The following is a 24,601-nucleotide window of genomic DNA, read 5'->3' on the forward strand; positions in this document are numbered from 1 at the left end:
AGGAGGATGAGCCGCCGTGAATGAATCGGTGCTGTTTTTGTTGGCGCTGTTGGCGCTTGGCTTGCTGTCGAAAAATGAGTCGCTTGTGATCGCGGTCGCCGTGCTGCTGGCCGTAAAGTGGTCCGGCTTTAGCGAGCCGCTTTTGTCGATCCTTCAATCGAAGGGGATTCATTGGGGAGTGACCGTTATTACGATCGCGGTGCTCGCTCCGATTGCCGCTGGACACATCGGCTGGAAAGAGCTCGTTGGTTCGCTGCAATCGCTGTCGGCTTGGATCGCTTTGTTATCCGGCATTTTGGTCGCCTTGATCGCCAAAGGAGGAGTGACACTGTTGGCGAGCGATCCGCAAATGACGGCCGCTTTGGCGTTCGGGACGATCATCGCCGTCGCGCTTTTCCATGGTGTGGCGGTCGGTCCGCTGATCGGCGCTGGCATTGCCTATGCGGTCATCAAAATGGTAGAATATTTTTAACCGCTCGGGCAAACGACTGGTTCGTTTGTCGGCGAAGCGTGTTCCGCTTGTTCGTGGCGCCTGTCTCTTTATGACGTATGACAGCTGACAAAAGTCTGATAATTGTTTATAATAATAAGCGTGAGTTCGTTTTTCGGGCCAAGCGGGGGAACAGCGTTTTTGCAAGGCGGCTGGCACGGCGATGTAAGCACTTTCGCCCATGCCTTCGTTTTTGCCACGGTTTCGAGCAAGCGCTCATCGTCCTTCCAACGATGATGGACGGAACTTATGAAAAGAAGGGGAGATTGGACATGACGGTAACCCGCGGTTTAGAAGGGGTTGTGGCGACAACCTCAAGCATCAGCTCGATCATCGATGATACATTGACGTACGCCGGCTACGATATTGACGATTTGGCCGAAAACGCTTCCTTTGAAGAGGTCGTTTATTTGCTTTGGCATCGGGAGCTGCCAACGAAAGCGCAGCTCGAAGAATTGAAGAAGCAGCTGGCGGAAAACGCGGACATTCCAAAGGAAATCGTTGAGCACTTCAAGCTGTATCCAATTGCCAACGTGCATCCGATGGCGGCGTTGCGCACGGCGATCTCGCTTCTCGGCCTCTATGATGACGAGGCGGACGACATGACGAAAGAGGCGAACTACCGGAAAGCGATCCGGCTGCAGGCGAAAATCCCGACGATCGTCGCGGCGTTTGCCCGCGTGCGCAAAGGGCTGGAACCGGTTGCGCCGCGCCGAGATTTGAGCTTTGCTGCCAATTTCTTGTACATGTTGACCGGACAAGAGCCGGACGCCGTTGCTGCGGAAGCGTTCAACAAGGCGCTCGTGTTGCACGCCGATCACGAGTTGAACGCATCGACATTCACGGCGCGCGTTTGCGTGGCGACGCTCTCCGACATGTATTCCGGCATTACAGCGGCGATCGGCGCCTTAAAGGGACCGCTTCACGGCGGGGCAAACGAAGCGGTGATGAAAATGCTGACGGAAATCGGCACCGTTGACAACGTTGAGCCGTACATTCGCGGAAAGCTGGCCAATAAAGAGAAAATCATGGGCTTTGGCCATCGCGTGTACCGGAAAGGCGACCCGCGCGCCAAACATTTGAAAAAAATGTCGGAAAAGCTGACGAAGCTCGTTGGCGAGCCGCATTGGTACGAAATGTCGACGAAGATTGAAGAAATCGTCACATCGGAAAAAGCGCTGCCGCCGAACGTTGACTTTTATTCCGCCTCGGTTTACCATTGTTTAGGAATCGATCATGATTTGTTTACGCCGATTTTTGCGATCAGCCGCACGTCGGGATGGATCGCCCATATTTTGGAACAATATGACAACAACCGGCTCATCCGTCCGCGCGCCGAGTACACGGGTCCGGGCAAGCGGTCGTACGTGCCGATCGACGAGCGCGGCTGAACAGGGCTGAATAAGGCTGAGCAAGGCGAAACAGGTGGACAAGGCGGGAAGGCGCGCCTTCACGCCTTTGCAAAATAAAAAAATTGGGGGTTTGACTCGTGACGCAAGGGGAAAAAATTACTGTTACCAACGGAGTGTTAAACGTTCCAAACCATCCGATCATCCCGTTCATTGAAGGGGACGGAACCGGCCCGGACATTTGGGCGGCCGCTTCGCGCGTGCTCGAGGCTGCGGTGGAAAAAGCGTACAAAGGCGAGAAAAAAATCGTCTGGAAGGAAGTGCTCGCCGGCGAGAAAGCATACAAACTGACGGGCAGCTGGCTTCCGGATGAAACGCTCGAGACGATCCGCGAATACATAATCGCCATTAAAGGGCCGCTGACGACGCCGGTTGGCGGAGGCATCCGCTCGCTGAACGTCGCGCTTCGTCAAGAGCTTGACTTGTTCGTCTGCCTGCGGCCGGTTCGCTACTTCCAAGGCGTTCCGTCGCCGGTGAAACGCCCGGAAGACACCGACATGGTCATTTTCCGCGAAAACACGGAAGACATTTACGCCGGCATTGAATATGCCAAAGGCACGCCGGAAGTGAAAAAAGTGATCGACTTTTTGCAAAACGAGATGGGCGTGCGCAAAATCCGCTTCCCGGAAACGTCCGGCATCGGCATTAAGCCGATTTCCGAACAAGGAACGAAACGGCTTGTGCGCGCGGCGATCAACTATGCGATCGAACATGGCCGCAAATCGGTGACGCTCGTTCATAAAGGAAACATCATGAAATTCACCGAAGGCGCGTTTAAAAACTGGGGCTATGAACTTGCTGAGGAAGAGTTTGCCGACAAAGTGTTCACATGGGCGCAATACGACCGCATCGTCGAAGCGGAAGGCAAAGAAGCAGCGAACAAAGCGCTGGCCGAAGCAGAAGCGGCTGGAAAAGTCATCATCAAAGATGTGATCTCCGACATCTTCTTACAGCAAATCTTAACGCGCCCGCGCGAGTTTGACGTCATCGCGACGATGAACTTAAACGGCGACTACATTTCCGACGCGCTCGCGGCTCAAGTCGGCGGCATCGGCATCGCGCCGGGGGCAAACATCAACTACGAAACCGGCCACGCCATCTTCGAAGCGACGCACGGCACGGCGCCGAAATACGCCGGGCTTGACAAAGTCAATCCGTCGTCCGTCATTTTGTCCGGCGTCATGATGTTTGAGCATCTCGGCTGGAACGAAGCGGCGCAATTGATCATCAAAGCGATGGAAAAAACGATCGCCGCGAAAATCGTGACGTATGACTTTGCCCGCCTGATGGAAGGGGCAACCGAAGTGAAATGTTCGGAATTCGCTGATGCGCTCATCCGCAATATGGACTAATGTTGGAAAAATAGCCGATCAACAACGAGAGAAGAGTATAGTTGGGAAATTGATACAGTGGGAAGGGAAACAAAACCACGTTTTATCCAAGTTTGTCGATTTGAAAAATCTAGCGTTTCCCTCGTTTCTTTTGATCTAATCACCAACCTTAAAAGAAAGGGATGGCAAACGATGGCGATGAAACGGAAAAAAATCTCGGTGATCGGCGCTGGATTCACGGGGGCGACAACGGCGTTCCTGCTGGCGCAAAAAGAGCTCGGCGACGTCGTGCTCGTCGACATTCCGCAGCTCGAAAACCCGACGAAAGGAAAGGCGCTCGACATGCTCGAGTCGAGCCCGGTGCTTGGGTTTGACGCCAACATCGTCGGCACGTCGGACTACGCTGACACAGCCGATTCGGACATCGTCGTCATTACGGCCGGCATCGCTCGCAAGCCGGGCATGAGCCGCGACGATTTGGTGACGACGAACCAGAAAATTATGAAGCAAGTGACGAAAGAAGTCGTCAAATACTCGCCGAACTGCTACATCATCGTTTTGACGAACCCGGTTGATGCGATGACGTACACCGTCTTCAAGGAATCCGGCTTCCCGAAAAACCGGGTCATCGGCCAATCGGGCGTCCTCGATACGGCGCGTTTCCGCACGTTCGTCGCCCAAGAGCTGAACATTTCTGTTAAAGACGTCACCGGTTTCGTGTTGGGGGGGCATGGCGACGACATGGTGCCGCTCGTCCGCTATTCGTACGCCGGCGGCATCCCGCTCGAAAAGCTGATTCCGAAAGACCGTTTGGACGCCATCGTTGAGCGGACGCGCAAAGGCGGCGGGGAAATCGTCAATTTGCTCGGCAACGGCAGCGCCTACTACGCGCCGGCCGCTTCGCTTGTTGAAATGGTCGAGGCGATTTTGAAAGACCAGCGCCGCATTTTGCCGGCGATCGCCTACCTCGAAGGCGAATACGGATACGAAGGCATTTATTTGGGCGTGCCGACAATCTTGGGCGGCAACGGCATTGAGAAAGTGATCGAGCTCGAGCTGACGGAAGAGGAAAAAGCAGCGCTCGCCAAGTCGGTCGAGTCGGTGAAAAACGTCATGCGCGTGCTCGAATAGTACGATGCAAAAATTCGGGCTTGACCCGGATTTTTGCCGCCGCTTTTTTGAAAGCGCTTTCTGAATTTAGGGTGCGAAAACAGCGCTTGGCGCCGCTAGTGACGATTGTAGCCCATGAAGGTCAGGAGCAACAAAGGAGTGGAACTATGTTGAAAAAGCGAAAGCTGGGGAGACGAATCGGAGAAATTCAAGTTGGGGAAAAACTTGTGTTCCAAGCGGCCATCGAAGACAAAGATTTGCTGCTTTACCTCGGGTTGACCGACGATGCCAACCCGCTCTACATTCAGCACGATTACGCTTCGCAAACGCCGTTTGGCAAGCCGGTCGTTCCGCCGATCATGCTGATGGGAATGATCACATCGGCGGTGTCGAAATATTTGCCAGGCCCGGGCAGTTATATTACAAGGAATGATATTCGCTTTCTCCGGCCAGTGTATCATTATGAAACGCTTGAATTTTTGCTGGAAGTGACTGACGTGGATGAAGCAAGCCATTGCGTCACGTTGGCGGTGACGGCGACGCGCGGGGCGGAAATGGTGCTCACCGGCGAGCTGTCCGCCTGTCCGCCGCATACGTTGCCACGTTTGGACAGCCGTGCGCTTGAAAATTTTTAGGCTGAAAGAGCAGCGCTCGCTTCGCTTGGACGGGAAGATGGAACAGGGGAGGCGAGATGGGCGCGGGACGGATGCGAAAGGGGGCTGCTTTCGGGCAGCCGGGCAGTTATAAAAGGAGAACGTCTGTTTTTATAGCGAAAAAGAGGGGGTCTTGCCGCAGTTTGCGACACCCTCTTTCTTTTTTTGCCGAACGAAAGCGGAAAGTATGGTATGATACAAATAGAATGACTGGCGAATGGGAGGAGCGGAATGAGTAAGAAAATTTTGGTTGTTGACGATGAGCAGCCGATTGTGACGTTGTTGACCTACAATTTGGAGAAGGCCGGTTTTCAAGTGGCCGCCGCCTATGATGGCGAAGAAGCGCTAGATAAAGTGGAGCGTGAACAGCCGGCGCTGATGATCCTCGATTTGATGCTGCCGAAGCTGGACGGCGTTGAAGTGTGCAAGCGGCTTCGCCAGCGGCAAATCATGACGCCGATTTTAATGTTGACGGCTCGCGATGATGAGTTTGATAAAGTGCTCGGGTTGGAGCTGGGCGCCGATGACTACATGACGAAGCCGTTCAGCCCGCGCGAGGTCGTCGCGCGGGTGAAGGCGATTTTGCGCCGCACCGAGCTTTCTCAACCGGCGGCTGAGTTAGGCGAACGGCTTGTCATCGGGCAGTTGGAAATTTTCCCGGACCGCTACGAAGCGACGGTGGGCGGCAGACCGCTCGAGTTGACGCCGAAAGAGTTTGAATTGCTTCTTTATTTGGCCCGTCATAAAGGAAGGGTGCTGACGCGCGACCAGTTGCTCAGCGCGGTTTGGAATTACGATTTCGCTGGCGATACGCGCATCGTTGACGTCCATATCAGCCACTTGCGCGACAAGATCGAAGACGATACGAAAAAGCCGGTGTACATCAAAACGGTGCGCGGCCTCGGATACAAACTGGAGGAGCCCAAACGGCATGAGTAGCCTTCGCTCCCGGCTTCTTTTCTGGCTTGTGGCGCTGATTGCGGCCGTGTTGATCGCCCTCGGCTTTTTGCTTGGCCAGCTGCTGAAAGAGTTTTATACCGAGACGATCAATAAGCGGATGGAAAAGGAGGCGAAAGCGCTCGCCATTTTGCTGGAAAATGAACCGCTTGAGCGCATTCGCACCGATTTGCAAGAAATGGGGGACGAGCTGTCCTCGCGCATCACCGTGCTCGATCGCGATGGGCGGGTGCGGTTTGACAGCGGGCGTATCGCGGCGATCAGCGACAAGGACCACGCGCGCATCATCCGCTCCATTTTGCCGACGACAACGTCCGCGCGCTTTTCGGTGATTGAAAAAACGGACGATGTGTACTACTGCCTTGTTCCGTATGGGCCAAGCGGACAGGACGGATACGTCGTCGTCAGCACACCGACGAGCTCGCTCAAAGCGGTGAACGAGCGGATTTGGGGGGTTCTCATCAGCAGCCTTGGCATGGCGCTCGTTGTCATCATCGCCCTTGGCTGGAAAATCGCCAATCAATATATGAGACCGATTGAAGAGGCGACCAAGGTGGCGTTTGAGCTGGAAAAAGGCAATTACGCCGCCCGGGTGCCCGATGGCGAATATAAAGAAGCCGGCATGTTGGTCCGTTCCATCAACCGGCTTGCTCGCCATTTGCAAGAAATGAGCCGGGCGCGGGAAATTCAGACCGATCGCCTTCATACGCTTATTGAAAACGTCGGCAGCGGCCTTCTGTTCATCGATCACCGCGGCCATGTGTTTCTCATTAACCGCGCCTTTCAGTCCCAATTTCACATCGATCCGTCCGACGCCTTGTATCGCCCGTATGCCGATGTGCTCCCGCACCGCGACATCGTCCGCTTGATCGACGAGATTTTCATGACCGAGGCGGCGATGCGCCGCCATATGCGGCTGACGGTCGGGATTGAGCGAAAGCACTTTGACGTCTACGGCGCCCCGATTATCGGAAAAGGCGCTGAGTGGAAAGGGATTGTCGTCGTCTTCCATGACATTACCGAACTGAAGCGGCTCGAGCAGATCCGCAAAGATTTTGTCGCCAACGTCTCGCATGAACTGAAAACGCCGGTGACATCGATTAAAGGGTTTGCCGAAACGCTGTTGGATGGAGCGATGAAAGATGAGCAGGCGCTCGAGCACTTTTTAGCCATTATTTTAAAAGAAAGCGAACGGCTGCAAACGCTCGTCGAAGAGCTTCTTGATTTATCGAAAATCGAGCAGCAAGGCTTTCAGCTTCAGTGGGAGGAAGTGAACGCGGCCGAGATCATGGAGGAAGCGGCAGCGGTGTTCCGCCAGCGGGCGGCGGCCAAGCGCATCGCTTTGCAAGTCAAGGCGCCGCCGGATCTGGTCATTCGCGGTGATCGAAACCGGCTGAAGCAAATTTTGCTTAACTTGTTGGCCAACGCCATCGCCTATACCCCCGAACAAGGGCAAGTCATCGTCGACGCGGGGGAGACGGCGCAGGAAGTGTGGCTGCGCGTCAAAGATACCGGCATCGGCATTGAGAAAAAGGAGATTCCTCGCATCTTTGAGCGCTTTTACCGCGTCGATAAAGCGCGCAGCCGCGATTCGGGCGGGACCGGGCTGGGCCTTTCGATCGTCAAGCATCTCGTCGAAGCCCATCACGGCTCCATCACCGTGGAAAGCGAAGTCGGGCGCGGCACGGTGTTTACGATTCACTTTCCCAAGCCGGAGCGGTAGCCGGCTTTTTTCATCGCTGCCGGGTTGGGGGAGGGCGAGTCCATTCGGGCTGAGGCGGCCCTTCCTTCAGCACCGCTTTGGGGGCCGGAGCAGCGAGGCGATGTTTCTTTAACGCCGCCGCATGATACAATAAAAACAAGAAGCATCCGAGGAGGGATGGGATTGAAGAAAAAACTGGTCTTGATTGACGGCAACAGTGTGGCCTATCGCGCTTTTTTTGCGCTGCCGCTTTTGCATAACGACAAAGGCGTTCATACGAATGCTGTCTACGGATTTGCCATGATGCTGCGCAAAATCGTGGCGGAAGAGGCGCCTACTCATTTGTTAGTGGCGTTTGATGCGGGCAAAACGACGTTTCGTCATGAAGTGTTTCGCGAGTATAAAGGCGGGCGCCAGCAGACGCCCCCGGAATTGTCCGAGCAGTTTCCGCTGCTGCGCGAGCTGTTGAACGCCTATCGCATTCCAGCTTACGAACTTGACAACTACGAAGCGGACGACATTATCGGAACGCTCGCCGCCCGCGCTGAGCAGGCCGGGTTTGAGGTGAAAGTCATCTCCGGAGACCGGGATTTGACCCAACTCGCCTCCCCTCATGTGACGGTGGAAATCACGAAAAAAGGGATCACCGAGATGGAATCGTACACGCCGGAAACGATTCGCGAAAAATACGGGCTCGCTCCCGAGCAAATCGTTGACTTAAAAGGACTGATGGGGGATAAATCGGACAACATCCCTGGCGTGCCCGGCATCGGCGAAAAAACGGCGGTCAAGTTGTTAAAGCAGTTCGGGACAGTCGAAAATGTGCTCGACTCCATTGATGAAATCCAAGGGGAAAAGCTGAAAGAAACGCTGCGCCAACATCGCGATACCGCCCTCCTAAGCAAACGGCTGGCGAGCATTTGCCGCGACGCTCCGATCGCGCTGTCGCTTGAGGATACGGCCTACGAAGGCGAAGACCGGGAGAGCGTGATCGCTTTGTTTAAAGAGCTCGGGTTTCAGTCGCTCCTTGAGAAGATGGAAGGGCCGAGGGCGGAAGAGAGCGAGCCGCTTGCCCACATCGACTTCACCATGGTGGAGCGCGTGACGGAAGAGATGCTCGCTGACAAGGCGGCCTTGGTCGTTGAAGTCGTGGAAGACAACTATCATGACGCGCCGATCGTCGGCATTGCTGTTGTCTCGGAACGCGGGCGGTTTTTCCTGCCTTCGGAGGTGGCGCTGGCTGACCCGCAGTTTCGCGCTTGGCTTGCCGATGAGACGAAGAAAAAAAGCATGTTTGACTCGAAGCGGGCGACGGTCGCTTTACGATGGAAAGGGATCGACCTGCGCGGCGTCTCGTTTGATTTGCTGCTGGCGGCGTATTTGCTCAACCCCGGACAAGATGCTAGCGATGTCGCGGCGGTGGCCAAAATGAAACAATACGAGGCCGTGCGGTCCGACGAAGCGGTCTACGGCAAAGGGGCGAAACGGTCTGTTCCGGACGAGCCGGCACTCGCCGAGCATCTCGTCCGCAAGGCGGCAGCGATTTGGGCGCTCGAGCAGCCAATGATGGATGACTTGCGCCGCAACGAGCAGGACGAGCTGTTGATGGCGCTTGAGCAGCCGTTAGCGGCGATTTTGGCCGATATGGAATTCACCGGGGTGAAAGTGGACACCGAGCGCCTGAACCAGATGGGGCAGGAACTCGCCGAGCAGCTGCGCGCGGCCGAACGGCGCATTTACGAACTGGCCGGGCAAGAATTCAATATCAATTCGCCGAAACAGCTCGGTGTCATTTTATTTGAAAAGCTGCAACTGCCTGTGTTGAAAAAAACGAAGACCGGCTATTCGACATCGGCGGACGTGCTGGAAAAGCTTGCGCCCCATCACGAGATTGTGGAGAATATTTTGCACTACCGCCAACTAGGCAAGCTGCAGTCGACATATGTCGAAGGGTTGTTGAAGGTCGTGCGCCCGGATACGAAGAAAGTGCATACGATCTTCAATCAAGCGTTGACGCAAACCGGCCGCCTCAGCTCGACGGAGCCGAACTTGCAAAACATTCCGATTCGTCTGGAAGAAGGGCGGAAAATCCGGCAAGCGTTCGTGCCGTCCGAGCCTGGCTGGCTCATGTTTGCCGCTGACTATTCGCAAATCGAACTGCGCGTGTTGGCCCATATCGCCGAAGATGACAATTTAATTGAAGCGTTTCGCCAAGATTTGGACATTCATACGAAAACGGCCATGGACATTTTTCACGTCAAGGAAGAGGACGTCACCCCCAACATGCGCCGGCAAGCGAAGGCCGTCAACTTTGGCATCGTCTATGGGATCAGCGATTACGGATTGGCGCAAAACTTAAACATTACGCGCAAAGAGGCCGCCGAGTTTATCGAACGCTATTTTGCCAGCTTCCCGGGCGTCAAGCGGTATATGGAAACGATCGTGCAAGAGGCGAAACAGAAAGGATATGTCACCACGCTTTTGCATCGGCGCCGCTATTTGCCGGACATCACGAGCCGCAACTTCAACGTCCGCAGCTTTGCCGAGCGGACGGCGATGAATACGCCGATCCAAGGCAGCGCCGCTGACATCATTAAAAAGGCGATGATCGATTTGAGCGCGCGCCTAAAGGAAGAGCGGCTGCAGGCGCGCTTGTTGCTGCAAGTGCACGACGAGCTCATTTTGGAGGCGCCTAGTGACGAAATAGAGCGGCTGTGCCGAATCGTGCCGGAAGTGATGGAGCAAGCCGTCACGCTCCGCGTGCCGCTGAAAGTCGATTATCATTACGGACCGACATGGTATGATGCGAAATAAAGCCCGGTCTTAAAGGCGCGCCGATGCCGGAAGCCGCACGGGCGGATCGACAACAGAGGAAAGGAGGGATTTCCTATGCCTGAACTGCCTGAGGTGGAAACGATCCGGCGCACGCTCTTGCCGCTCGTTTCCGGCAAAACGATCGCGGCGGTGCGCGTGTTTTGGCCGAAGATCATTCGCCATCCGCACGACCCGCAAGCGTTTGCCGACCGATTGGCTGGCCAGACGGTGCGCGGCATTGAGCGGCGCGGAAAGTTTTTGAAGTTTTTGCTTGATGAGGATGTGCTCATCTCCCATTTGCGCATGGAAGGCCGCTATACGGTCGCTAGCGCCCACGATCCGCTCGCGCCGCACACGCATGTCGTATTTTCCTTCACCGATGGCAGCGAACTCCGTTACCGCGATGTGCGCAAGTTCGGCACGATGCACGTTTACCGCAAAGAAGAAGCCGACCGCCGCCCTCCGCTTGACCAGTTGGGACCGGAGCCGCTCTCACCGGCATTTTCCCCGGCGGTGTTGGCCCAACAAGCCGCGAAAACGAAACGGACGGTCAAGGCGCTGCTGCTCGATCAAACGGTTGTGGCCGGATTTGGCAACATTTATGTCGATGAAGCGCTGTTTCGGGCCGGCATTCTTCCGGACCGCCCGGCCGCTTCCTTGACGGAGGAAGACATTCGCCGGCTCCATGAGCACATGGTCGCGACCATCGGCGAGGCGGTGATGAGAGGAGGAAGCACGGTGCGCACGTATGTCAACACGCAAGGGAAAGAAGGGACTTTCCAACATCACCTGTCCGTCTATGGGCGCAAAGGGGAGCCGTGCAAACAATGCGGAACGTTGATTGAAAAAACGGTCGTCGCTGGCCGCGGGACGCACTATTGCCCGCGCTGCCAGCGGTAGGCGACCGATGGGAAAGGAGACAAGCGATGGTACTGACGATCGGGCTGACTGGGGGAATCGCCAGCGGCAAAAGCACGGTCAGCGCCATGATGCGCCAACTCGGGCTTCCGGTCATTGACGCCGACGAAGCGGCGCGTGCGGTCGTACGGCCGGGAGAAGATGCCTATCGGCAAATCGTTGCCGCCTTCGGTCCGGGCATTTTGCAAAAAAATGGGGACATTGATCGCGCGAAACTGGGGGCGATCGTCTTCAGCGATGAAGCCGAGCGGACGAAACTCAACGCCATCGTTCATCCCGCCGTGCGCCGCCGTATGCTGGCGGAAAAGGAGGAGCTCGTTCGCGCCGGGGCGAAAACGATCGTGCTTGATATTCCGCTGCTATTTGAAAGCGGATTGACCGATTGGGTAGATAAAGTGCTGGTCGTTTTCGTTGATGAAGAGACGCAGCTTCGCCGGCTGATGGCGCGAAACGGATTTACGAAAGAGGAAGCGCTCGCCCGCATTCGCGCCCAATGGCCGCTGGCGGAAAAAGTGAAGCGAGCCGATGCGGTTCTGGACAATAACGGAACGATCGAGGAGACGCGCCGGCAGCTGCTGGCCGTTTTGGAAACATGGGGCGCCTTGGAAAAATAGGCGTCTTTTTTATTGCTTTTTTGTTATTTTGTTCTCCACGATCTTGAAAAATATGATATACTATTTATAGGGATTTAAACAAATAGTATAACATATATGAGAGGGGAACAAAGCGAATGAAGGCGAAAGTGGCGATTAACGGATTCGGGCGAATCGGACGGATGGTGTTCCGCCGCGCCATCGGCTGTTCAGACCTTGATATCGTGGCGGTGAACGCCAGCTACCCGCCGGAAACGTTAGCCCATTTAGTGAAATACGATTCCAACCATGGCCAATTCCAAGGTGAGGTAGTCGCTTTGGAAGACGGGCTGTTGGTCAATGGCAAAAAAGTAAAGCTGTTGAACTCGCGCGACCCGAAATGGTTGCCATGGAACGAGATGGATATTGATATCGTCATTGAGGCTACCGGCAAATTCAATGATCGCGAAAAAGCTAGCCTTCACCTAGAAGCGGGGGCGAAGCGCGTCATTTTAACAGCGCCTGGGAAAAACGAAGATGTGACAATCGTTGTCGGTGTCAACGAACACGTGCTCGATATTGACCGCCATTTCATCATTTCCAACGCATCGTGCACGACCAACTGCTTGGCGCCGGTCGTCAAAGTGCTTGATGAAGCCTTTGGCATTGAAAACGGGCTGATGACAACCGTTCACGCGTATACGAACGACCAAAAAAACATCGACAATCCGCACAAAGACTTGCGCCGCGCTCGTTCGTGCGCGCAATCGATCATCCCGACGACAACCGGAGCGGCAAAAGCGCTTGGACTGGTGCTGCCGCATTTAAAAGGGAAGCTCCATGGCATGGCGCTCCGCGTTCCGACGCCGAACGTTTCCCTCGTTGACTTAGTGGTCGATGTGAAGCGCGAGGTGACCGCCGATGAGGTGAACGAAGCGTTCATCCGCGCCGCTCGTGGGCCGCTGAAAGGAATTTTGGACTTTACGATGGAGCCGCTCGTCTCGATTGATTTCAATACGAATCCTCATTCGGCGATCATCGATGGCTTATCGACGATGGTGATGGAAGGACGGAAAGTGAAAGTGCTCGCTTGGTATGACAATGAGTGGGGCTATTCCTGCCGCGTTGTCGATCTTGCTCAACTTGTCGCTGCAAAAATGAAGGAGAGCCTCCAAGTCAACGCGTGACACCGTCTTCGCTCGCTGCCAAGAAGGGTGGAAAGCGCCCGCCTGCTTTGCGGTGCGGTATTGATCAGGGCGCCGAACAGGTGCGGGCGCTTTTTCTTTTTGGCAGGCAAAAAAAATGAAAAAGTCTGTTGCAAAACCCCCCTAAACAAAGTATACTATGTCTCGTGAACTTCTTAACGGCAAAGGTAATGTGACTACTTAAAGGGTTAGGACCTCTTAGGACTAACTTTCCCCCGTGGTAGTTATACATGCCATTTTGCAGCTGTTCTTCTATTTTTTCTTTGAGAAAATTGGTTAAAAGGGGGATTTTTGCATGGACACGATGGGTCGTCACGTTATCTCGGAACTTTGGGGATGCGACTTTGACAAACTGAATGATATGGACTTTATCGAAAAAACGTTCGTTGACGCCGCGTTAAAATCGGGAGCGGAAATTCGCGAAGTAGCGTTCCACAAATTCGCTCCACAAGGGGTAAGTGGAGTCGTCATTATCTCGGAATCGCATTTGACGATTCATACGTTTCCCGAACACGGCTATGCGAGCATTGATGTGTATACATGCGGCCATCTCGATCCGACGATTGCCGCCGACTATATCGCTGAAAAGCTCGGTGCGCAAACGCGGGAGACGATCGAACTTCCGCGCGGCATGCGCCCGATTGAAGTGAAAAAAGCGCAAGCGCTGTAACGGACAGCACGAACGGCAGAAAAGGAGCGTACATAGAACGCTCCTTTTTCTATTTTTCACCGTGCTGTGGCAGCGAAAAACATGGTATGATGAAAGCAAATTAAGGACTAGGGAGCGTGGCAGATAAGCATGTGGAACAAATGGAAATACGCCTTGACGAACCATTGTGAAACGAGGGAGAATCATGAAGACGTCGAGCTAAGAAGCCATTATTACAAAGCGGCGAACCGCGCTGTCATGGCCGCCGTCAAAGAGCTGCTCGCCTCGCTGCCCGGGGCTGAACTTCTTTCCGTTTCCGAAGAGCGCGGTGAAATTTGTGCGCAAACGAAGCGCGGAAAAAAGCTGTTTATCGTCGCGACAGTCATCTCGGTGCGCCCGTTTGAAACGGCGGTCGACTTTTCCGTGACAACGGAGACGCGCCTATTGCCGTTTGACTTTGGCCGCAGCCGGTCGGTGATTCTTGAGCTATACCGGAAGCTCGATGCGCGCTTGCCGTATATCGGATCGGGATTGAACGGCTAACTATGGCTTGTCTGCTTGCCGCCATTCCGGTATGATAGATAATAAGAAAAGCAACGGAGTGAATGTTATGCGATGTCCGTCATGCCATCATCAAGGTACGCGCGTGCTCGACTCGCGCCCGGCCGAGGAAGGGCGTTCGATCCGGCGCCGGCGCGAATGCGAACAGTGTCATTACCGGTTTACAACGTTTGAACGAATTGAAGAGCCGCCGCTAATTGTCGTCAAAAAAGGCGGAACGCGCGAAGAGTTCAGCCGCGAGAAAATTTTGCGCGGCTTGATCAAAGCGTGCGAAAAGCGGCCGGTGGCGCTCGAGGAGCTGGAAAAGGTAACGCAGGAAATCGAGCGCGAGCTGCGCCAGCAAGGAGTGTCGGAAGTCAAAAGCGAAACGATCGGGGAAATGGTGATGGAGCGGCTGTCGCGCATCGATGAGGTCGCCTATGTCCGCTTCGCTTCCGTCTATCGGCAGTTCAAGGATATTAACGTGTTTATCGAAGAACTGAAAGAGCTGATCAAAAAAGAACAGCGGTAAAAAGGGCTTTGGCGTTGGACGGCAAGCCCTTTTTTCAACGCCTTTTCCCTGCCGAAAGGGGGAGGACGGGTTGAAACGAATCACGCAAGATGGAAGGTTGAGATGATGCGGCATCATTGGAAAGAACTGATTGCTGTTGACCGGTATGTTGTGCAAAGCCGCGGAGCGCTGCACGAGCTGGACCGCCAAGTGTTGACGCTGTTGTACCAGCCGCTCATCGGCCATCGCGCGCTAGCTTTGTATATGACGCTTTGGGGGGACTGGGAGCTGCTTGGCGGGCAGGAGGCGACCCATCGCCGCCTCATGGAGCTTATGCAATGCAGCCTTCCGGACATCTACGGCGAACGGCTGAAGCTGGAGGGAATCGGGTTGCTGAATACGTATGTCCGCGCTTTCGGTGACGATGAGCCGAAGCTGTTTCTTTACGAGCTGCGCCCGCCGATGACACCGGAACAGTTTTTTCGCGATGAGATGTTGAGCACCTTTTTGCAGCGTCAAGTTGGCCGCCATTTGTTCGCCCAGTTGAGCGACTTTTTCGCCCGGCCGATGGCGGATGTCGCTCGGTTCACCCCGGTAACGCGCTCATTTTCCGACGTGTTTGCCGCCGTTCCTGCCGAGCGGATGGTGTCTCGTTTCAGCGAAGAACAGCGGCCACTGAATGAAGGAAAGGCGCATGTCGGGCGCGAGGAGGCATCGTACGCCCTCGATGACGAGGTGTTTGATTTTGAGTTGTTTTTCGCCGGGTTGTCGAAACAGCTCGTGCCGCGCCGCGCGATGACAGCAAAAGTGAAAGAGGCGATTAAAAAGCTGGCGTTTTTGTATGGCATTCCGCCGCTTGAAATGCAAAAACTTGTTCTTGGCGTCATTGATCCGTCGTATCATATTGACATCGACGCCTTGCGGCAGGCGGCGCGCGAATGGTATGAGCTGGAGCATGGCGGCGTTTCCCCGCGCTTGGTGGAACGGGTGCAGCCGCTTGCTTATCGAACGATGGAAAACGCCAACCCGCGCACGAAAGAAGAACAGCTGATGAAACAGCTCGAAACGATTTCCCCGCGCCAGCTGCTGAAAGAAATCGCCGGCGGCGCCGAGCCGTCGCTGGCCGATTTGCAGCTGATCGAAGACATTATGTTCCAACAGCAGCTGCTTCCCGGCGTCGTCAATGTGCTCATTTATTATGTCATGCTGCGGACGAATATGAAATTGTCAAAAAAATACGTAGAAAAGATCGCCAGCCATTGGGCGCGCAAAAAGGTGAAGACGGTGAAAGAAGCGATGGAGCTGGCGAAAGAGGAAGCGAAAACGTATCAAAGCTGGGCGAATGAAAAAGAAAAAGGGACGAAAACGGTGCGGAAAGTGGTGCGCACCGAAATGGTTCCGGACTGGCTGAAGATGGATTACAGCGAGCCGGAAGACGATGATTTCGATGTCGAACAGGCGCGCAAGGAGATCGAGGAGCGGCTGAAAAAATATCGGGACGGATCGTAGGTGGAAAGGCGATGGAACGAGTCAATCAATTATTGCAGCGGCTGCTTGGCAATCAACGCTTTAAGCAGCGCTACGAACAAATGAAGCGCTATATTTTGTCGCATCCGGACGTGCAGCCGTTTTTGCAGGCGCACGAACCGCAGCTGTCTGCGGAAGCGGTCGACCGCAGCCTCATGAAGCTGTACGAGTTTATCGAGCAGAACGGGCATTGCCGCCAATGCCCGGGGCTGGAGCGATGTCCAAACATGTTGCCAGGGTATCAGCCGAATTTGGTGATCAGCAGCGGCCGAATAGAGATTGAGTATGACCGCTGCCCGAAAAAGGTGCAGCATGATGAACGGAAGCGCCAAGAGTCGCTCATCCAAAGCATGTTTATGCCGCGTGAAATTTTGCGGGCGTCGCTCTCCGATGTCGACCTCAGCGATGATGGCCGGATCAAAGCGATTGGATTTGCCGAGCGGTTTGTGGCCGAATACGAGCCGGGAAAAAAAATGAAAGGTCTGTATTTACATGGGTCGTTCGGCGTCGGCAAAACGTACTTGCTTGCGGCGATCGCCAATGAGCTTGCCAAACGAAACATCGCGTCGCTCATCGTCTATGTGCCGGAGCTGTTTCGCGAGATGAAGCATTCGCTGCAAGACCAGACGATGAACGAAAAGCTCGATTACGTGAAAAAAGTGCCGATTTTGATGCTCGATGACCTTGGCGCCGAGGCGATGTCGAGCTGGGTGCGCGATGACGTGCTCGGGCCGATTTTGCAATACCGGATGTTTGAAAACTTGCCGACCTTTTTTACGTCGAATTTTAATTTGCAGCAGCTGGCCCATCATTTGACTTATTCCCAGCGCGGTGAAGAGGAAAAGGTGAAGGCGGCGCGCATCATGGAACGAATTCGCTACTTGGCGTACCCGATTGAACTGACCGGACCAAACCGTCGCGAGCAAAACGGCTAAGGCACGCACCGCATTCTCACGCCCTTTGCCCGCTCTTTGCCATCGGCTCCTGAAAACAGGACGCCGATGTTTTGTCTGGCCGCGCCTAGAAGGCCGGTGAAAAACCATTGTCAACTCCCGATCGGCGGCATTTTCATTCAGAAGAGAAAGCGGATTCTGCAAGGTTTTTCTAATTGAGAAATGAGTGGAATCCGTCGTTTTTGCACTAAATCACCCGCCCCCTAGGCGAAACGCCGCTACGCTTTGCGTTTTTTTAGTCTAAACGGCCGGTTGTCCCCATATATATAAACCAAGCATTCCTTTAGGCTGAGGGGGGACAGCGGATGATCGAAATCCATTTTGACGAGGCAAGCGAGGCGGAAAAGCTGTTTTGGCTGCTGAACGAACGAAAACCGGCCGATGCTCCGCTGTTTCATGCCGCGTATGACGGAAAGAAAACGGTGGCGGTTTACATACAAGGCGAGGAAGCGCGTGCGCTGGAAACGCAAATCATCCCCGCGATGACGGCGTTTGTGCGCGAACATATGGAAGATCGGTTCATGCTAGCGATGATTTCCGATTGGTTTTATTTTCGCGACCCGGAAGAACAGCAGCAAATTTTGGCGCTCGCCCATTCGTTTTTGGACGGCGAGCGGCGCGATTACCGAAAAGGGGCGGCGTTTGCCGCTTCGCGAACGGCGCTTTTGGTTGAAGCGTTCCGCGCCTTTTTGCGCGACGAGCTGTCGTTTTCGTTTTCCTCGTTTGCGATGTTTCGGTTGAAACCGTATATGGAGCGGTTGCAGCATTATGTCGAACTGGCGATCGATGAATATAAGCTTGAACAAGAATACCAAACCTTTGTGCAGACGTTGCGCGATTGCGTCGCTGCAAGGAAACCGGCATGGCCGCGGCTGTATTTGCTGCATGATCCGCCTCGCTTTTTGTTCTATGACAGCGAGCGGCGGGAGCTGTCCGCGGAAGACGTGAGGCAAATGATCGACCGCCATCTTGTCGTCAGCCAGCCGATGTACATCGATTCATCGGTGCTGGCGCCGCTCGTTTCGCTCGCCCCGTCGAAAATTGAACTGTACACGGATGACCCTGACGACGGCATGGTGCAGACGATCCAAAACGTGTTTGAAGAGCGGCTTCGTCTCCACAGCCGCGCCGACTTTTCCCGGTTGTTTGCCGCCAATGCCGGGCATGGGAGAGAATGTTGATTTTCTCGACCGTTTTCGCTATAATGTCGTCATAGATAAGAGGAAAACAAAGCGATGACGAGGACATGGGCGCATTTTTACGGTTTCCAGAGAGGGAAGGCAGCGGCTGGAACCTTCCTAACACGAAAAATGTGCTTACCCCCTCAGAGCTGCGGCAGCGAACGCAATGCCCAGTAGTTGCCGCCGGCGGACGGCCGTTATCGGTGTTGAGCCATGGCGTTGGTTTGCCATGGGAAGAAGGGTGGAACCACGACGAAAACTCGTCCCTTTTTGAGGGAGGAGTTTTTTATTTTGACACACCAATGCAAAGGAGTGAACTTCATGCCAGACGTCATTCGCATTACGTTCCCGGACGGAGCGCAAAAGGAGTTTCCAAGCGGAACGTCAACCGAAGACATCGCCGCCTCGATCAGCCCGGGGCTGAAGAAAAAAGCGATCGCCGGAAAATGGAACGGCCGGTTTGTCGATTTGCGCACGCCGCTTCACGAAGACGGTGAACTCGTCATTATTACCCAAGACATGCCGGAGGCGCTTGACATTTTGCGCCATAGCGCCGCCCATTTAATGGCGCAGGCCATCAAGCGGCTGTACGGCAACGTTAAGCTCGGCGTCGGCCCGGTCATTGAAAACGGCTTCTACTATGATATTGATATGGAGCATAAGCTGACGCCGGATGATTTGCCGAAAATTGAGGCGGAAATGCGCAACATTGTCAAAGAAAATCTCGACATCGTCCGCAAAGAAGTGAGCCGCGAAGAAGCCATAAGGCGGTATGAGGAAATCGGCGACGACTTGAAGCTCGAGTTGATCCGCGACATTCCGGAAGGCGAGACGATTTCCATTTACGAGCAAGGCGAGTTTTTCGACCTTTGCCGCGGGGTGCACGTGCCGTCGACCGGCAAAATCAAAGAGTTTAAGCTGCTTAGCATCTCGGGCGCCTATTGGCGCGGCGACAGCAACAACAAAATGCTGCAGCGCATTTACGGCACGGCCTTTTTCAAGAAAGAAGAGTTGGATCATTATTTGCACTTGCTTGAAGAGGCGAAAGAGCGCGACCACCGCAAACTCGGCAAAGAGCTCGAGCTGTTTACGACATCGCAAAAAGTCGGACAAGGGCTGCCGCTTTGGCTGCCGAAAGGGGCGACGATCCGCCGCCTGATCGAACGGTACATCGTCGATAAAGAAGTGGCGCTCGGGTACGACCATGTCTACACGCCGGTGCTTGGCAGCGTTGAGCTGTACAAAACATCGGGCCATTGGGACCATTACAAAGAAAACATGTTCCCACCGATGGAAATGGATAACGAACAGCTTGTGCTGCGGCCGATGAACTGCCCGCATCACATGATGATTTACAAAAGCAAGCTGCACAGCTATCGCGAGCTGCCGATCCGCATCGCCGAGCTCGGCACGATGCACCGCTACGAAATGTCCGGAGCGCTCACCGGGCTGCAGCGCGTCCGCGGCATGACGCTCAATGACGCCCACATTTTCGTGCGCCCGGATCAAATCAAAGACGAGTTTAAGCGCGTCGTCAACTTGATTTTGGAAGTATACAAAGACTTTGGGCTCGACGAATATTCGCTCCGTTTGTCATACCGCGATCCGCATGACAAGGAAAAATATTACGACGACGATGAAATGTGGGAAAAGGCGCAGCGCATGTTGCGCGAGGCGATGGACGAGCTTGGGCTCGACTACTACGAGGCCGAAGGAGAAGCGGCGTTTTACGGGCCGAAGCTCGATGTGCAAGTGCGCACGGCGCTCGGCAAAGACGAAACGCTCTCAACGGTACAGCTTGACTTCCTCTTGCCGGAGCGCTTTGATTTGACGTACATCGGCGAAGACGGAAAGCCGCATCGCCCGGTCGTCATTCACCGCGGCGTCGTTTCGACGATGGAACGGTTTGTCGCCTTCTTGATCGAAGAATACAAAGGCGCGTTCCCGACGTGGCTCGCCCCGGTGCAGGTGAAAGTGATTCCGGTGTCGCCGGAAGCGCATCTTGACTATGCGTATGACGTGCATCGGACCCTCAAAGAACACGGATTCCGCGTCGAAGTCGACGAGCGCGATGAAAAAATCGGCTATAAAATCCGCGAAGCGCAAATGCAAAAAATCCCGTACATGCTCGTCGTCGGCGACAAAGAAGCGGCCGAGCGGGCGGTCAACGTGCGCCGCTACGGCGAAAAAGAAAGCCGGACGGTCGCGCTAGATGAATTTATCGCTAGCCTAGAAGAAGAGGTGCGGCAAAAACGAGCGAAAGAACGATGAGCCAACAATGGCCCGCAGGCGGCCTGCCCGCTTGTCGGGCCGCGTTTGTTTCATAGAAAAGGTCCATGGGCAGCGTGATCTGCCCTCCAACCGGGGGATGAACATCCGCGTCAGGCCGGCATTTTCACGGAAAGACGGCCCCGTTGCATCGAAAACAAGGAAGAAAAGGACAGTAAAACGTTTTTATAAAAAATTATCATTTTTCTCTTGTCAACAAAAAGATGTTCGGTTATAATGAAGGACGTTGTGTTTATCAAGAACCGCTCCTTGACATGCCATCGCCAAGGTGGTATAGTGTATAAAGTGGAATGATTGCTTGTTTGTCCAAAGCAGAAGCGCCCGCTTCTCACCTGACCGACGCCAAGAGGTTGTTGGCAGGTTGCGATGGTTCGGCTCATCGCCGGTTGACGCGAACGCCGTGCGCGGGTGCTTTATGCATCCGCGCTTTTTTGCTGGGGGCGGAGCTCTGCCGGCAAACAAGCCAGTCGGAAAAAACCTTGGAGGTGGCTCATTATTAGCAAAGATTTTATCATCAACGAACAAATTCGTGCCCGGGAAGTGCGCTTGATCGACCAAAACGGCGAACAGCTCGGCATCAAGTCGAAGCAGGAAGCGCTTGAGATCGCGGCAAGACGCAACTTGGACTTGGTGCTTGTCGCGCCAAACGCCAAACCGCCCGTTTGTCGGATCATGGATTACGGCAAATTCCGCTTCGAGCAGCAAAAGAAAGAAAAAGAAGCGCGCAAAAAGCAAAAAGTCATCAATGTGAAAGAAGTGCGCCTCAGCCCGACGATCGAGGAGCACGATTTCAACACGAAGCTGCGCAACGCGCGCAAGTTTCTCGAAAAAGGCGATAAGGTGAAGGCGACGATCCGCTTCAAAGGGCGGGCCATCACCCATAAAGAAATCGGGCAGCGCGTCCTTGACCGCTTCTCCGAAGCGTGCGCCGACATTGCGGTCGTCGAAACGGCGCCGAAAATGGACGGGCGCAACATGTTTTTAGTGCTGGCACCGAAAAACGACAACAAGTAAGGAGGAACTACGATGCCAAAAATGAAAACTCACCGCGGCTCGGCGAAACGGTTCAAAAAAACGGCGAGCGGCAAATTAAAACGCGGTCATGCGTATACGAGCCACTTGTTTGCCAATAAAACGAAAAAACAAAAACGCCAGCTGCGCAAAGCGACGCTCGTCTCGCCTGGCGACTTCAAGCGCATCCGCCAAATGCTCGACAACTTGAAATAATGACCGACTATAGGAGGGAACGATTATGCCACGCGTAAAAGGTGGACCAGTGACGCGCAGACGTCGCAAAAAAGTATTAAAGCTTGCCAAAGGATATTTCGGCGCGAAACACGCGTTATATCGAGTCGCGAACCAGCAAGTGATGAAATCGCTCATGTATGCGTATCGCGACCGCCGTCAACGGAAGCGCGACTTCCGCAAATTGTGGATCGCCCGCATCAACGCGGCCGCCCGCCAAAACGGCCTGTCTTACAGCCGCCTCATGCACGGCTTGAAACTGGCCGGCGTTGAAGTCAACCGGAAAATGCTCGCCGACTTGGCGGTGAACGACCAAGCGGCGTTTGCCCAGCTCGCTGACTTGGCGAAGGCAAATTTGAATAAGTAACAACGATGGCCATCCTCGACCGGGATGGCCGTTTTTATTGAAAATGGAGTGAAGGGGGGACCATATGATACAATATGCCATAGCCGTCAATCTTCTCGCTTTTTTTGCCATGGGGCTTGACTATAAGGCGAGACGCCATCGGTTCCGCATCGCTGAGCAGACGCTTTGGCTGCTGGCGTGGGTGGGCGGCGCTTTCGGAGCCATGATGGGCATGTATACGTTTCGCCACAAAACGCGCCATCGCCGATTTCGATACGGCTTGCCGCTGTTGGCGGCGGCAGAATTGATGGTGTATTGGCAGTGGATCGAATAGAAAGGGGAGGAGAGAATGAACTGGACCTTGCTTTACGACATGCAGCGGACGTTGGATGAGCGGATTGAAGCGGAGCACGGTCTCGTGCAGGAAAACTTGTTCAGCCGAAAGATGCTCGCCTTTCTCGTTGAACTCGGCGAGCTGGCGAACGAGACGCGCTGTTTTAAGTTTTGGAGCGTGAAGCCGCCGGCGCCGATGGAGCGGGTGCTCGAGGAGTATGTGGATGGTTTGCATTTTCTGTTATCGCTCGGACTGGAATGCGGATTTTTCTATGAAAAGAGAGAGATCCCGGCGGCTGAACGGCTGCCTGTCGAACAGTTTCTCACCGTGTTTCGCCACGCTGACCGGTTTGGGGAGACGAAAGCGCCTGAAGATTATGATGTGCTGTTCACGGAATATTGGCGTCTCGGCGTGACGCTCGGTTTTTCGTCCGAGGCGGTGGCCGCCGCGTATCGCCGGAAAAACGAAGTGAACCACCAACGGCAAAATGAACGATATTAATTGATTTTTTCGAAGGGCGAATGATTGAATATTGCCAACCGTTAGAAGTATAATAAAAAAGTGGACAAAACCGGAAAGGGGTGCCAAGATGGCGAAATTGGACGAAACGTTGACGATGCTGAAAGCGCTGACCGATGCCAAAGGCGTGCCCGGCAACGAACGGGAAGTGCGCGAGGTGATGAAAACGTACATAGCTCCTTATGCCGATGACGTGACCACCGATGGGCTCGGCAGCTTGATCGCCAAAAAAGAAGGGAAATCCGGCGGACCGAAAGTGATGATCGCCGGCCATTTGGACGAAGTCGGCTTCATGGTGACGCAAATCGATGACAAAGGGTTCATCCGCTTTCAGACGCTCGGCGGCTGGTGGAGCCAAGTGATGCTTGCCCAGCGTGTGACGATTGTGACGAAAAAAGGCGACATCACCGGCGTCATCGGTTCGAAGCCGCCGCACATTTTGCCGCCGGAAGCGCGCAAAAAACCGGTCGACATCAAAGACATGTTCATCGACATCGGCGCGACGAGCCGCGAGGAAGCCATGGAATGGGGCGTCCGCCCGGGCGACATGATCGTGCCGTATTTTGAATTCACGGTATTGAACAATGAAAAAATGCTGCTCGCCAAAGCGTGGGACAACCGAATCGGCTGTGCGGTCGCCATCGATGTGCTCAAGCAACTGAAGGGCGTCGATCATCCGAACACGGTATACGGCGTCGGCACGGTGCAGGAAGAAGTCGGCTTGCGCGGCGCGCGCACGGCGGCCCAATTCATTCAGCCGGACATCGCCTTTGCGGTTGACGTCGGCGTGGCTGGCGACACGCCTGGGGTGTCGGAAAAAGAAGCGATGGGCAAACTCGGCGCCGGTCCGCACATCGTCTTGTACGATGCGACGATGGTCTCGCACCGCAGCTTGCGTGAGTTTGTCATCGAGGTGGCTGAAGAGCTCGACATTCCGTATCATTTTGACGCCATGCCGGGCGGCGGCACGGACGCGGGGGCGATCCACTTAACCGGCAGCGGTGTTCCGTCGCTGACGATCGCCATCCCGACGCGCTACATCCATTCACACGCCGCCATTTTGCACCGCGACGACTACGAAAACACGGTCAAGCTGCTTGTCGAAGTGATCAAACGGCTTGATGCCGACAAAGTGAAGCAACTGACGTTTGACTAATGGAAACACCGGCCCAAGCGGCCGGTGTTTTTTGATATTGCGGCGGGGCAGACGGCAGGGCGCTGATGGACGCAGCCGGCCCCAGAAGGCCGGTGAATAAATAGGGTATAGTTCCCTCATGTCGGAAAAACATCATCAATCCCCCGCTTTTTTACCTTGTTCGATCGTAACATATTGACAAAAAAAAAAA

General features: G+C 54.6%; 24 protein-coding genes and 1 other annotated feature. All 24 genes read left to right on the forward strand.

Annotated elements, in window-relative coordinates; translation table 11 throughout:
• The first annotated feature begins 16 nt into the window (after positions 1–16).
• The 24 genes from B4113_RS09350 to B4113_RS09470 all read left to right on the forward strand — a co-directional run bounded on the left by B4113_RS09350 (position 17) and on the right by B4113_RS09470 (position 24,411).
• Positions 17–472 (forward strand): DUF441 domain-containing protein, encoded by a 456-nt coding sequence (locus B4113_RS09350; protein ID WP_061912418.1) that lies wholly within the window; start codon positions 17–19, stop codon positions 470–472.
• Between the two features lie 290 nt (positions 473–762).
• Complete coding sequence (gene citZ / locus B4113_RS09355) at positions 763–1,881, forward strand: citrate synthase (protein WP_061912419.1); 1,119 nt, start codon at positions 763–765, stop codon at positions 1,879–1,881.
• Between the two features lie 98 nt (positions 1,882–1,979).
• Positions 1,980–3,251: an NADP-dependent isocitrate dehydrogenase gene (gene icd / locus B4113_RS09360; RefSeq protein ID WP_033844302.1), complete on the forward strand. Its 1,272-nt coding sequence runs from the start codon at positions 1,980–1,982 to the stop codon at positions 3,249–3,251.
• Positions 3,252–3,422: 171 nt separating this feature from the next.
• Complete coding sequence (gene mdh, locus B4113_RS09365) at positions 3,423–4,361, forward strand: malate dehydrogenase (RefSeq protein ID WP_033019478.1); 939 nt, start codon at positions 3,423–3,425, stop codon at positions 4,359–4,361.
• 146 nt (positions 4,362–4,507) lie between these two features.
• Positions 4,508–4,975 (forward strand): MaoC/PaaZ C-terminal domain-containing protein, encoded by a 468-nt coding sequence (locus B4113_RS09370; protein ID WP_033844301.1) that lies wholly within the window; start codon positions 4,508–4,510, stop codon positions 4,973–4,975.
• A gap of 249 nt (positions 4,976–5,224) precedes the next feature.
• Positions 5,225–5,932 (forward strand): response regulator transcription factor, encoded by a 708-nt coding sequence (locus B4113_RS09380; RefSeq protein WP_033844299.1) that lies wholly within the window; start codon positions 5,225–5,227, stop codon positions 5,930–5,932.
• Complete coding sequence (gene pnpS / locus B4113_RS09385) at positions 5,925–7,673, forward strand: two-component system histidine kinase PnpS (RefSeq protein ID WP_033844298.1); 1,749 nt, start codon at positions 5,925–5,927, stop codon at positions 7,671–7,673. Before B4113_RS09380 ends, pnpS begins: the two co-directional genes overlap by 8 nt.
• Before the next feature lie 156 nt (positions 7,674–7,829).
• The gene (gene polA / locus B4113_RS09390) at positions 7,830–10,466 is read left to right on the forward strand and encodes a DNA polymerase I (protein ID WP_033844297.1); all 2,637 of its coding nucleotides are present in this window, start codon (positions 7,830–7,832) and stop codon (positions 10,464–10,466) included.
• A 75-nt stretch (positions 10,467–10,541) separates the two neighbouring features.
• Positions 10,542–11,366: a DNA-formamidopyrimidine glycosylase gene (mutM, locus tag B4113_RS09395; protein ID WP_033844296.1), complete on the forward strand. Its 825-nt coding sequence runs from the start codon at positions 10,542–10,544 to the stop codon at positions 11,364–11,366.
• Positions 11,367–11,392: 26 nt separating this feature from the next.
• Entirely contained in the window at positions 11,393–11,998 is a 606-nt protein-coding gene (gene coaE, locus B4113_RS09400; protein WP_033844295.1) for a dephospho-CoA kinase, read from the forward strand.
• A gap of 116 nt (positions 11,999–12,114) precedes the next feature.
• On the forward strand, positions 12,115–13,143 hold the full coding sequence (locus B4113_RS09405) for a glyceraldehyde-3-phosphate dehydrogenase (RefSeq protein WP_033019462.1): 1,029 nt from the start codon (positions 12,115–12,117) through the stop codon (positions 13,141–13,143).
• Between the two features lie 313 nt (positions 13,144–13,456).
• A complete protein-coding gene (speD, locus tag B4113_RS09410; protein ID WP_033019460.1) occupies positions 13,457–13,831 on the forward strand; it encodes an adenosylmethionine decarboxylase in 375 nt (124 codons plus the stop codon).
• 123 nt (positions 13,832–13,954) lie between these two features.
• Positions 13,955–14,353, forward strand: a complete 399-nt coding sequence (locus B4113_RS09415) for a hypothetical protein (protein ID WP_033844294.1) — start codon at positions 13,955–13,957, stop codon at positions 14,351–14,353.
• Between the two features lie 67 nt (positions 14,354–14,420).
• Positions 14,421–14,882 carry a transcriptional regulator NrdR gene (nrdR, locus tag B4113_RS09420; RefSeq protein WP_033019455.1) on the forward strand — a complete coding sequence of 154 codons (462 nt, stop codon included), beginning with the start codon at positions 14,421–14,423 and terminating at the stop codon, positions 14,880–14,882.
• 105 nt (positions 14,883–14,987) lie between these two features.
• Positions 14,988–16,370 carry a replication initiation and membrane attachment family protein gene (locus tag B4113_RS09425; protein ID WP_033844991.1) on the forward strand — a complete coding sequence of 461 codons (1,383 nt, stop codon included), beginning with the start codon at positions 14,988–14,990 and terminating at the stop codon, positions 16,368–16,370.
• 11 nt (positions 16,371–16,381) lie between these two features.
• Complete coding sequence (gene dnaI, locus B4113_RS09430; protein ID WP_033019454.1) at positions 16,382–17,323, forward strand: primosomal protein DnaI; 942 nt, start codon at positions 16,382–16,384, stop codon at positions 17,321–17,323.
• Between the two features lie 323 nt (positions 17,324–17,646).
• On the forward strand, positions 17,647–18,522 hold the full coding sequence (ytxC, locus tag B4113_RS09435; RefSeq protein ID WP_033844292.1) for a putative sporulation protein YtxC: 876 nt from the start codon (positions 17,647–17,649) through the stop codon (positions 18,520–18,522).
• 321 nt (positions 18,523–18,843) lie between these two features.
• Positions 18,844–20,793 carry a threonine--tRNA ligase gene (gene thrS, locus B4113_RS09440; protein ID WP_061912421.1) on the forward strand — a complete coding sequence of 650 codons (1,950 nt, stop codon included), beginning with the start codon at positions 18,844–18,846 and terminating at the stop codon, positions 20,791–20,793.
• Between the two features lie 321 nt (positions 20,794–21,114).
• Positions 21,115–21,250: a sequence feature (ribosomal protein L20 leader region), on the forward strand.
• A gap of 53 nt (positions 21,251–21,303) precedes the next feature.
• Positions 21,304–21,825, forward strand: a complete 522-nt coding sequence (gene infC, locus B4113_RS09445; RefSeq protein WP_074044349.1) for a translation initiation factor IF-3 — start codon at positions 21,304–21,306, stop codon at positions 21,823–21,825.
• Positions 21,826–21,837: 12 nt separating this feature from the next.
• Positions 21,838–22,038: a 50S ribosomal protein L35 gene (gene rpmI, locus B4113_RS09450; protein WP_025949458.1), complete on the forward strand. Its 201-nt coding sequence runs from the start codon at positions 21,838–21,840 to the stop codon at positions 22,036–22,038.
• Positions 22,039–22,063: 25 nt separating this feature from the next.
• Positions 22,064–22,423 (forward strand): 50S ribosomal protein L20, encoded by a 360-nt coding sequence (gene rplT, locus B4113_RS09455; RefSeq protein ID WP_011887944.1) that lies wholly within the window; start codon positions 22,064–22,066, stop codon positions 22,421–22,423.
• 64 nt (positions 22,424–22,487) lie between these two features.
• Positions 22,488–22,736 carry a DUF1294 domain-containing protein gene (locus tag B4113_RS09460; protein WP_033844290.1) on the forward strand — a complete coding sequence of 83 codons (249 nt, stop codon included), beginning with the start codon at positions 22,488–22,490 and terminating at the stop codon, positions 22,734–22,736.
• A gap of 15 nt (positions 22,737–22,751) precedes the next feature.
• Positions 22,752–23,237: a dUTP diphosphatase gene (locus B4113_RS09465; protein WP_033019449.1), complete on the forward strand. Its 486-nt coding sequence runs from the start codon at positions 22,752–22,754 to the stop codon at positions 23,235–23,237.
• 88 nt (positions 23,238–23,325) lie between these two features.
• Positions 23,326–24,411: a M42 family metallopeptidase gene (locus B4113_RS09470; RefSeq protein ID WP_033844289.1), complete on the forward strand. Its 1,086-nt coding sequence runs from the start codon at positions 23,326–23,328 to the stop codon at positions 24,409–24,411.
• The last annotated feature ends 190 nt before the right edge of the window (positions 24,412–24,601 follow it).

This window comes from Geobacillus sp. B4113_201601 (assembly GCF_001587475.1).
Lineage (GTDB): Bacteria > Bacillota > Bacilli > Bacillales > Anoxybacillaceae > Geobacillus > Geobacillus icigianus.

Excerpts from the sequence above, each read along its gene's own strand:
- citZ (WP_061912419.1), top strand. The coding sequence starts at position 763 with ATGACGGTAACCCGCGGTTTAGAAGGGGTTGTGGCGACAACCTCAAGC.
- mdh (WP_033019478.1), top strand. The coding sequence starts at position 3,423 with ATGGCGATGAAACGGAAAAAAATCTCGGTGATCGGCGCTGGATTCACG.
- B4113_RS09370 (WP_033844301.1), top strand. The coding sequence starts at position 4,508 with ATGTTGAAAAAGCGAAAGCTGGGGAGACGAATCGGAGAAATTCAAGTT.
- B4113_RS09380 (WP_033844299.1), top strand. The coding sequence starts at position 5,225 with ATGAGTAAGAAAATTTTGGTTGTTGACGATGAGCAGCCGATTGTGACG.
- pnpS (WP_033844298.1), top strand. The coding sequence starts at position 5,925 with ATGAGTAGCCTTCGCTCCCGGCTTCTTTTCTGGCTTGTGGCGCTGATT.
- polA (WP_033844297.1), top strand. The coding sequence starts at position 7,830 with ATGGGATTGAAGAAAAAACTGGTCTTGATTGACGGCAACAGTGTGGCC.
- mutM (WP_033844296.1), top strand. The coding sequence starts at position 10,542 with ATGCCTGAACTGCCTGAGGTGGAAACGATCCGGCGCACGCTCTTGCCG.
- coaE (WP_033844295.1), top strand. The coding sequence starts at position 11,393 with ATGGTACTGACGATCGGGCTGACTGGGGGAATCGCCAGCGGCAAAAGC.
- B4113_RS09405 (WP_033019462.1), top strand. The coding sequence starts at position 12,115 with ATGAAGGCGAAAGTGGCGATTAACGGATTCGGGCGAATCGGACGGATG.
- speD (WP_033019460.1), top strand. The coding sequence starts at position 13,457 with ATGGACACGATGGGTCGTCACGTTATCTCGGAACTTTGGGGATGCGAC.
- nrdR (WP_033019455.1), top strand. The coding sequence starts at position 14,421 with ATGCGATGTCCGTCATGCCATCATCAAGGTACGCGCGTGCTCGACTCG.
- B4113_RS09425 (WP_033844991.1), top strand. The coding sequence starts at position 14,988 with ATGCGGCATCATTGGAAAGAACTGATTGCTGTTGACCGGTATGTTGTG.
- dnaI (WP_033019454.1), top strand. The coding sequence starts at position 16,382 with ATGGAACGAGTCAATCAATTATTGCAGCGGCTGCTTGGCAATCAACGC.
- ytxC (WP_033844292.1), top strand. The coding sequence starts at position 17,647 with ATGATCGAAATCCATTTTGACGAGGCAAGCGAGGCGGAAAAGCTGTTT.
- thrS (WP_061912421.1), top strand. The coding sequence starts at position 18,844 with ATGCCAGACGTCATTCGCATTACGTTCCCGGACGGAGCGCAAAAGGAG.
- rpmI (WP_025949458.1), top strand. The coding sequence starts at position 21,838 with ATGCCAAAAATGAAAACTCACCGCGGCTCGGCGAAACGGTTCAAAAAA.
- rplT (WP_011887944.1), top strand. The coding sequence starts at position 22,064 with ATGCCACGCGTAAAAGGTGGACCAGTGACGCGCAGACGTCGCAAAAAA.
- B4113_RS09460 (WP_033844290.1), top strand. The coding sequence starts at position 22,488 with ATGATACAATATGCCATAGCCGTCAATCTTCTCGCTTTTTTTGCCATG.
- B4113_RS09465 (WP_033019449.1), top strand. The coding sequence starts at position 22,752 with ATGAACTGGACCTTGCTTTACGACATGCAGCGGACGTTGGATGAGCGG.
- B4113_RS09470 (WP_033844289.1), top strand. The coding sequence starts at position 23,326 with ATGGCGAAATTGGACGAAACGTTGACGATGCTGAAAGCGCTGACCGAT.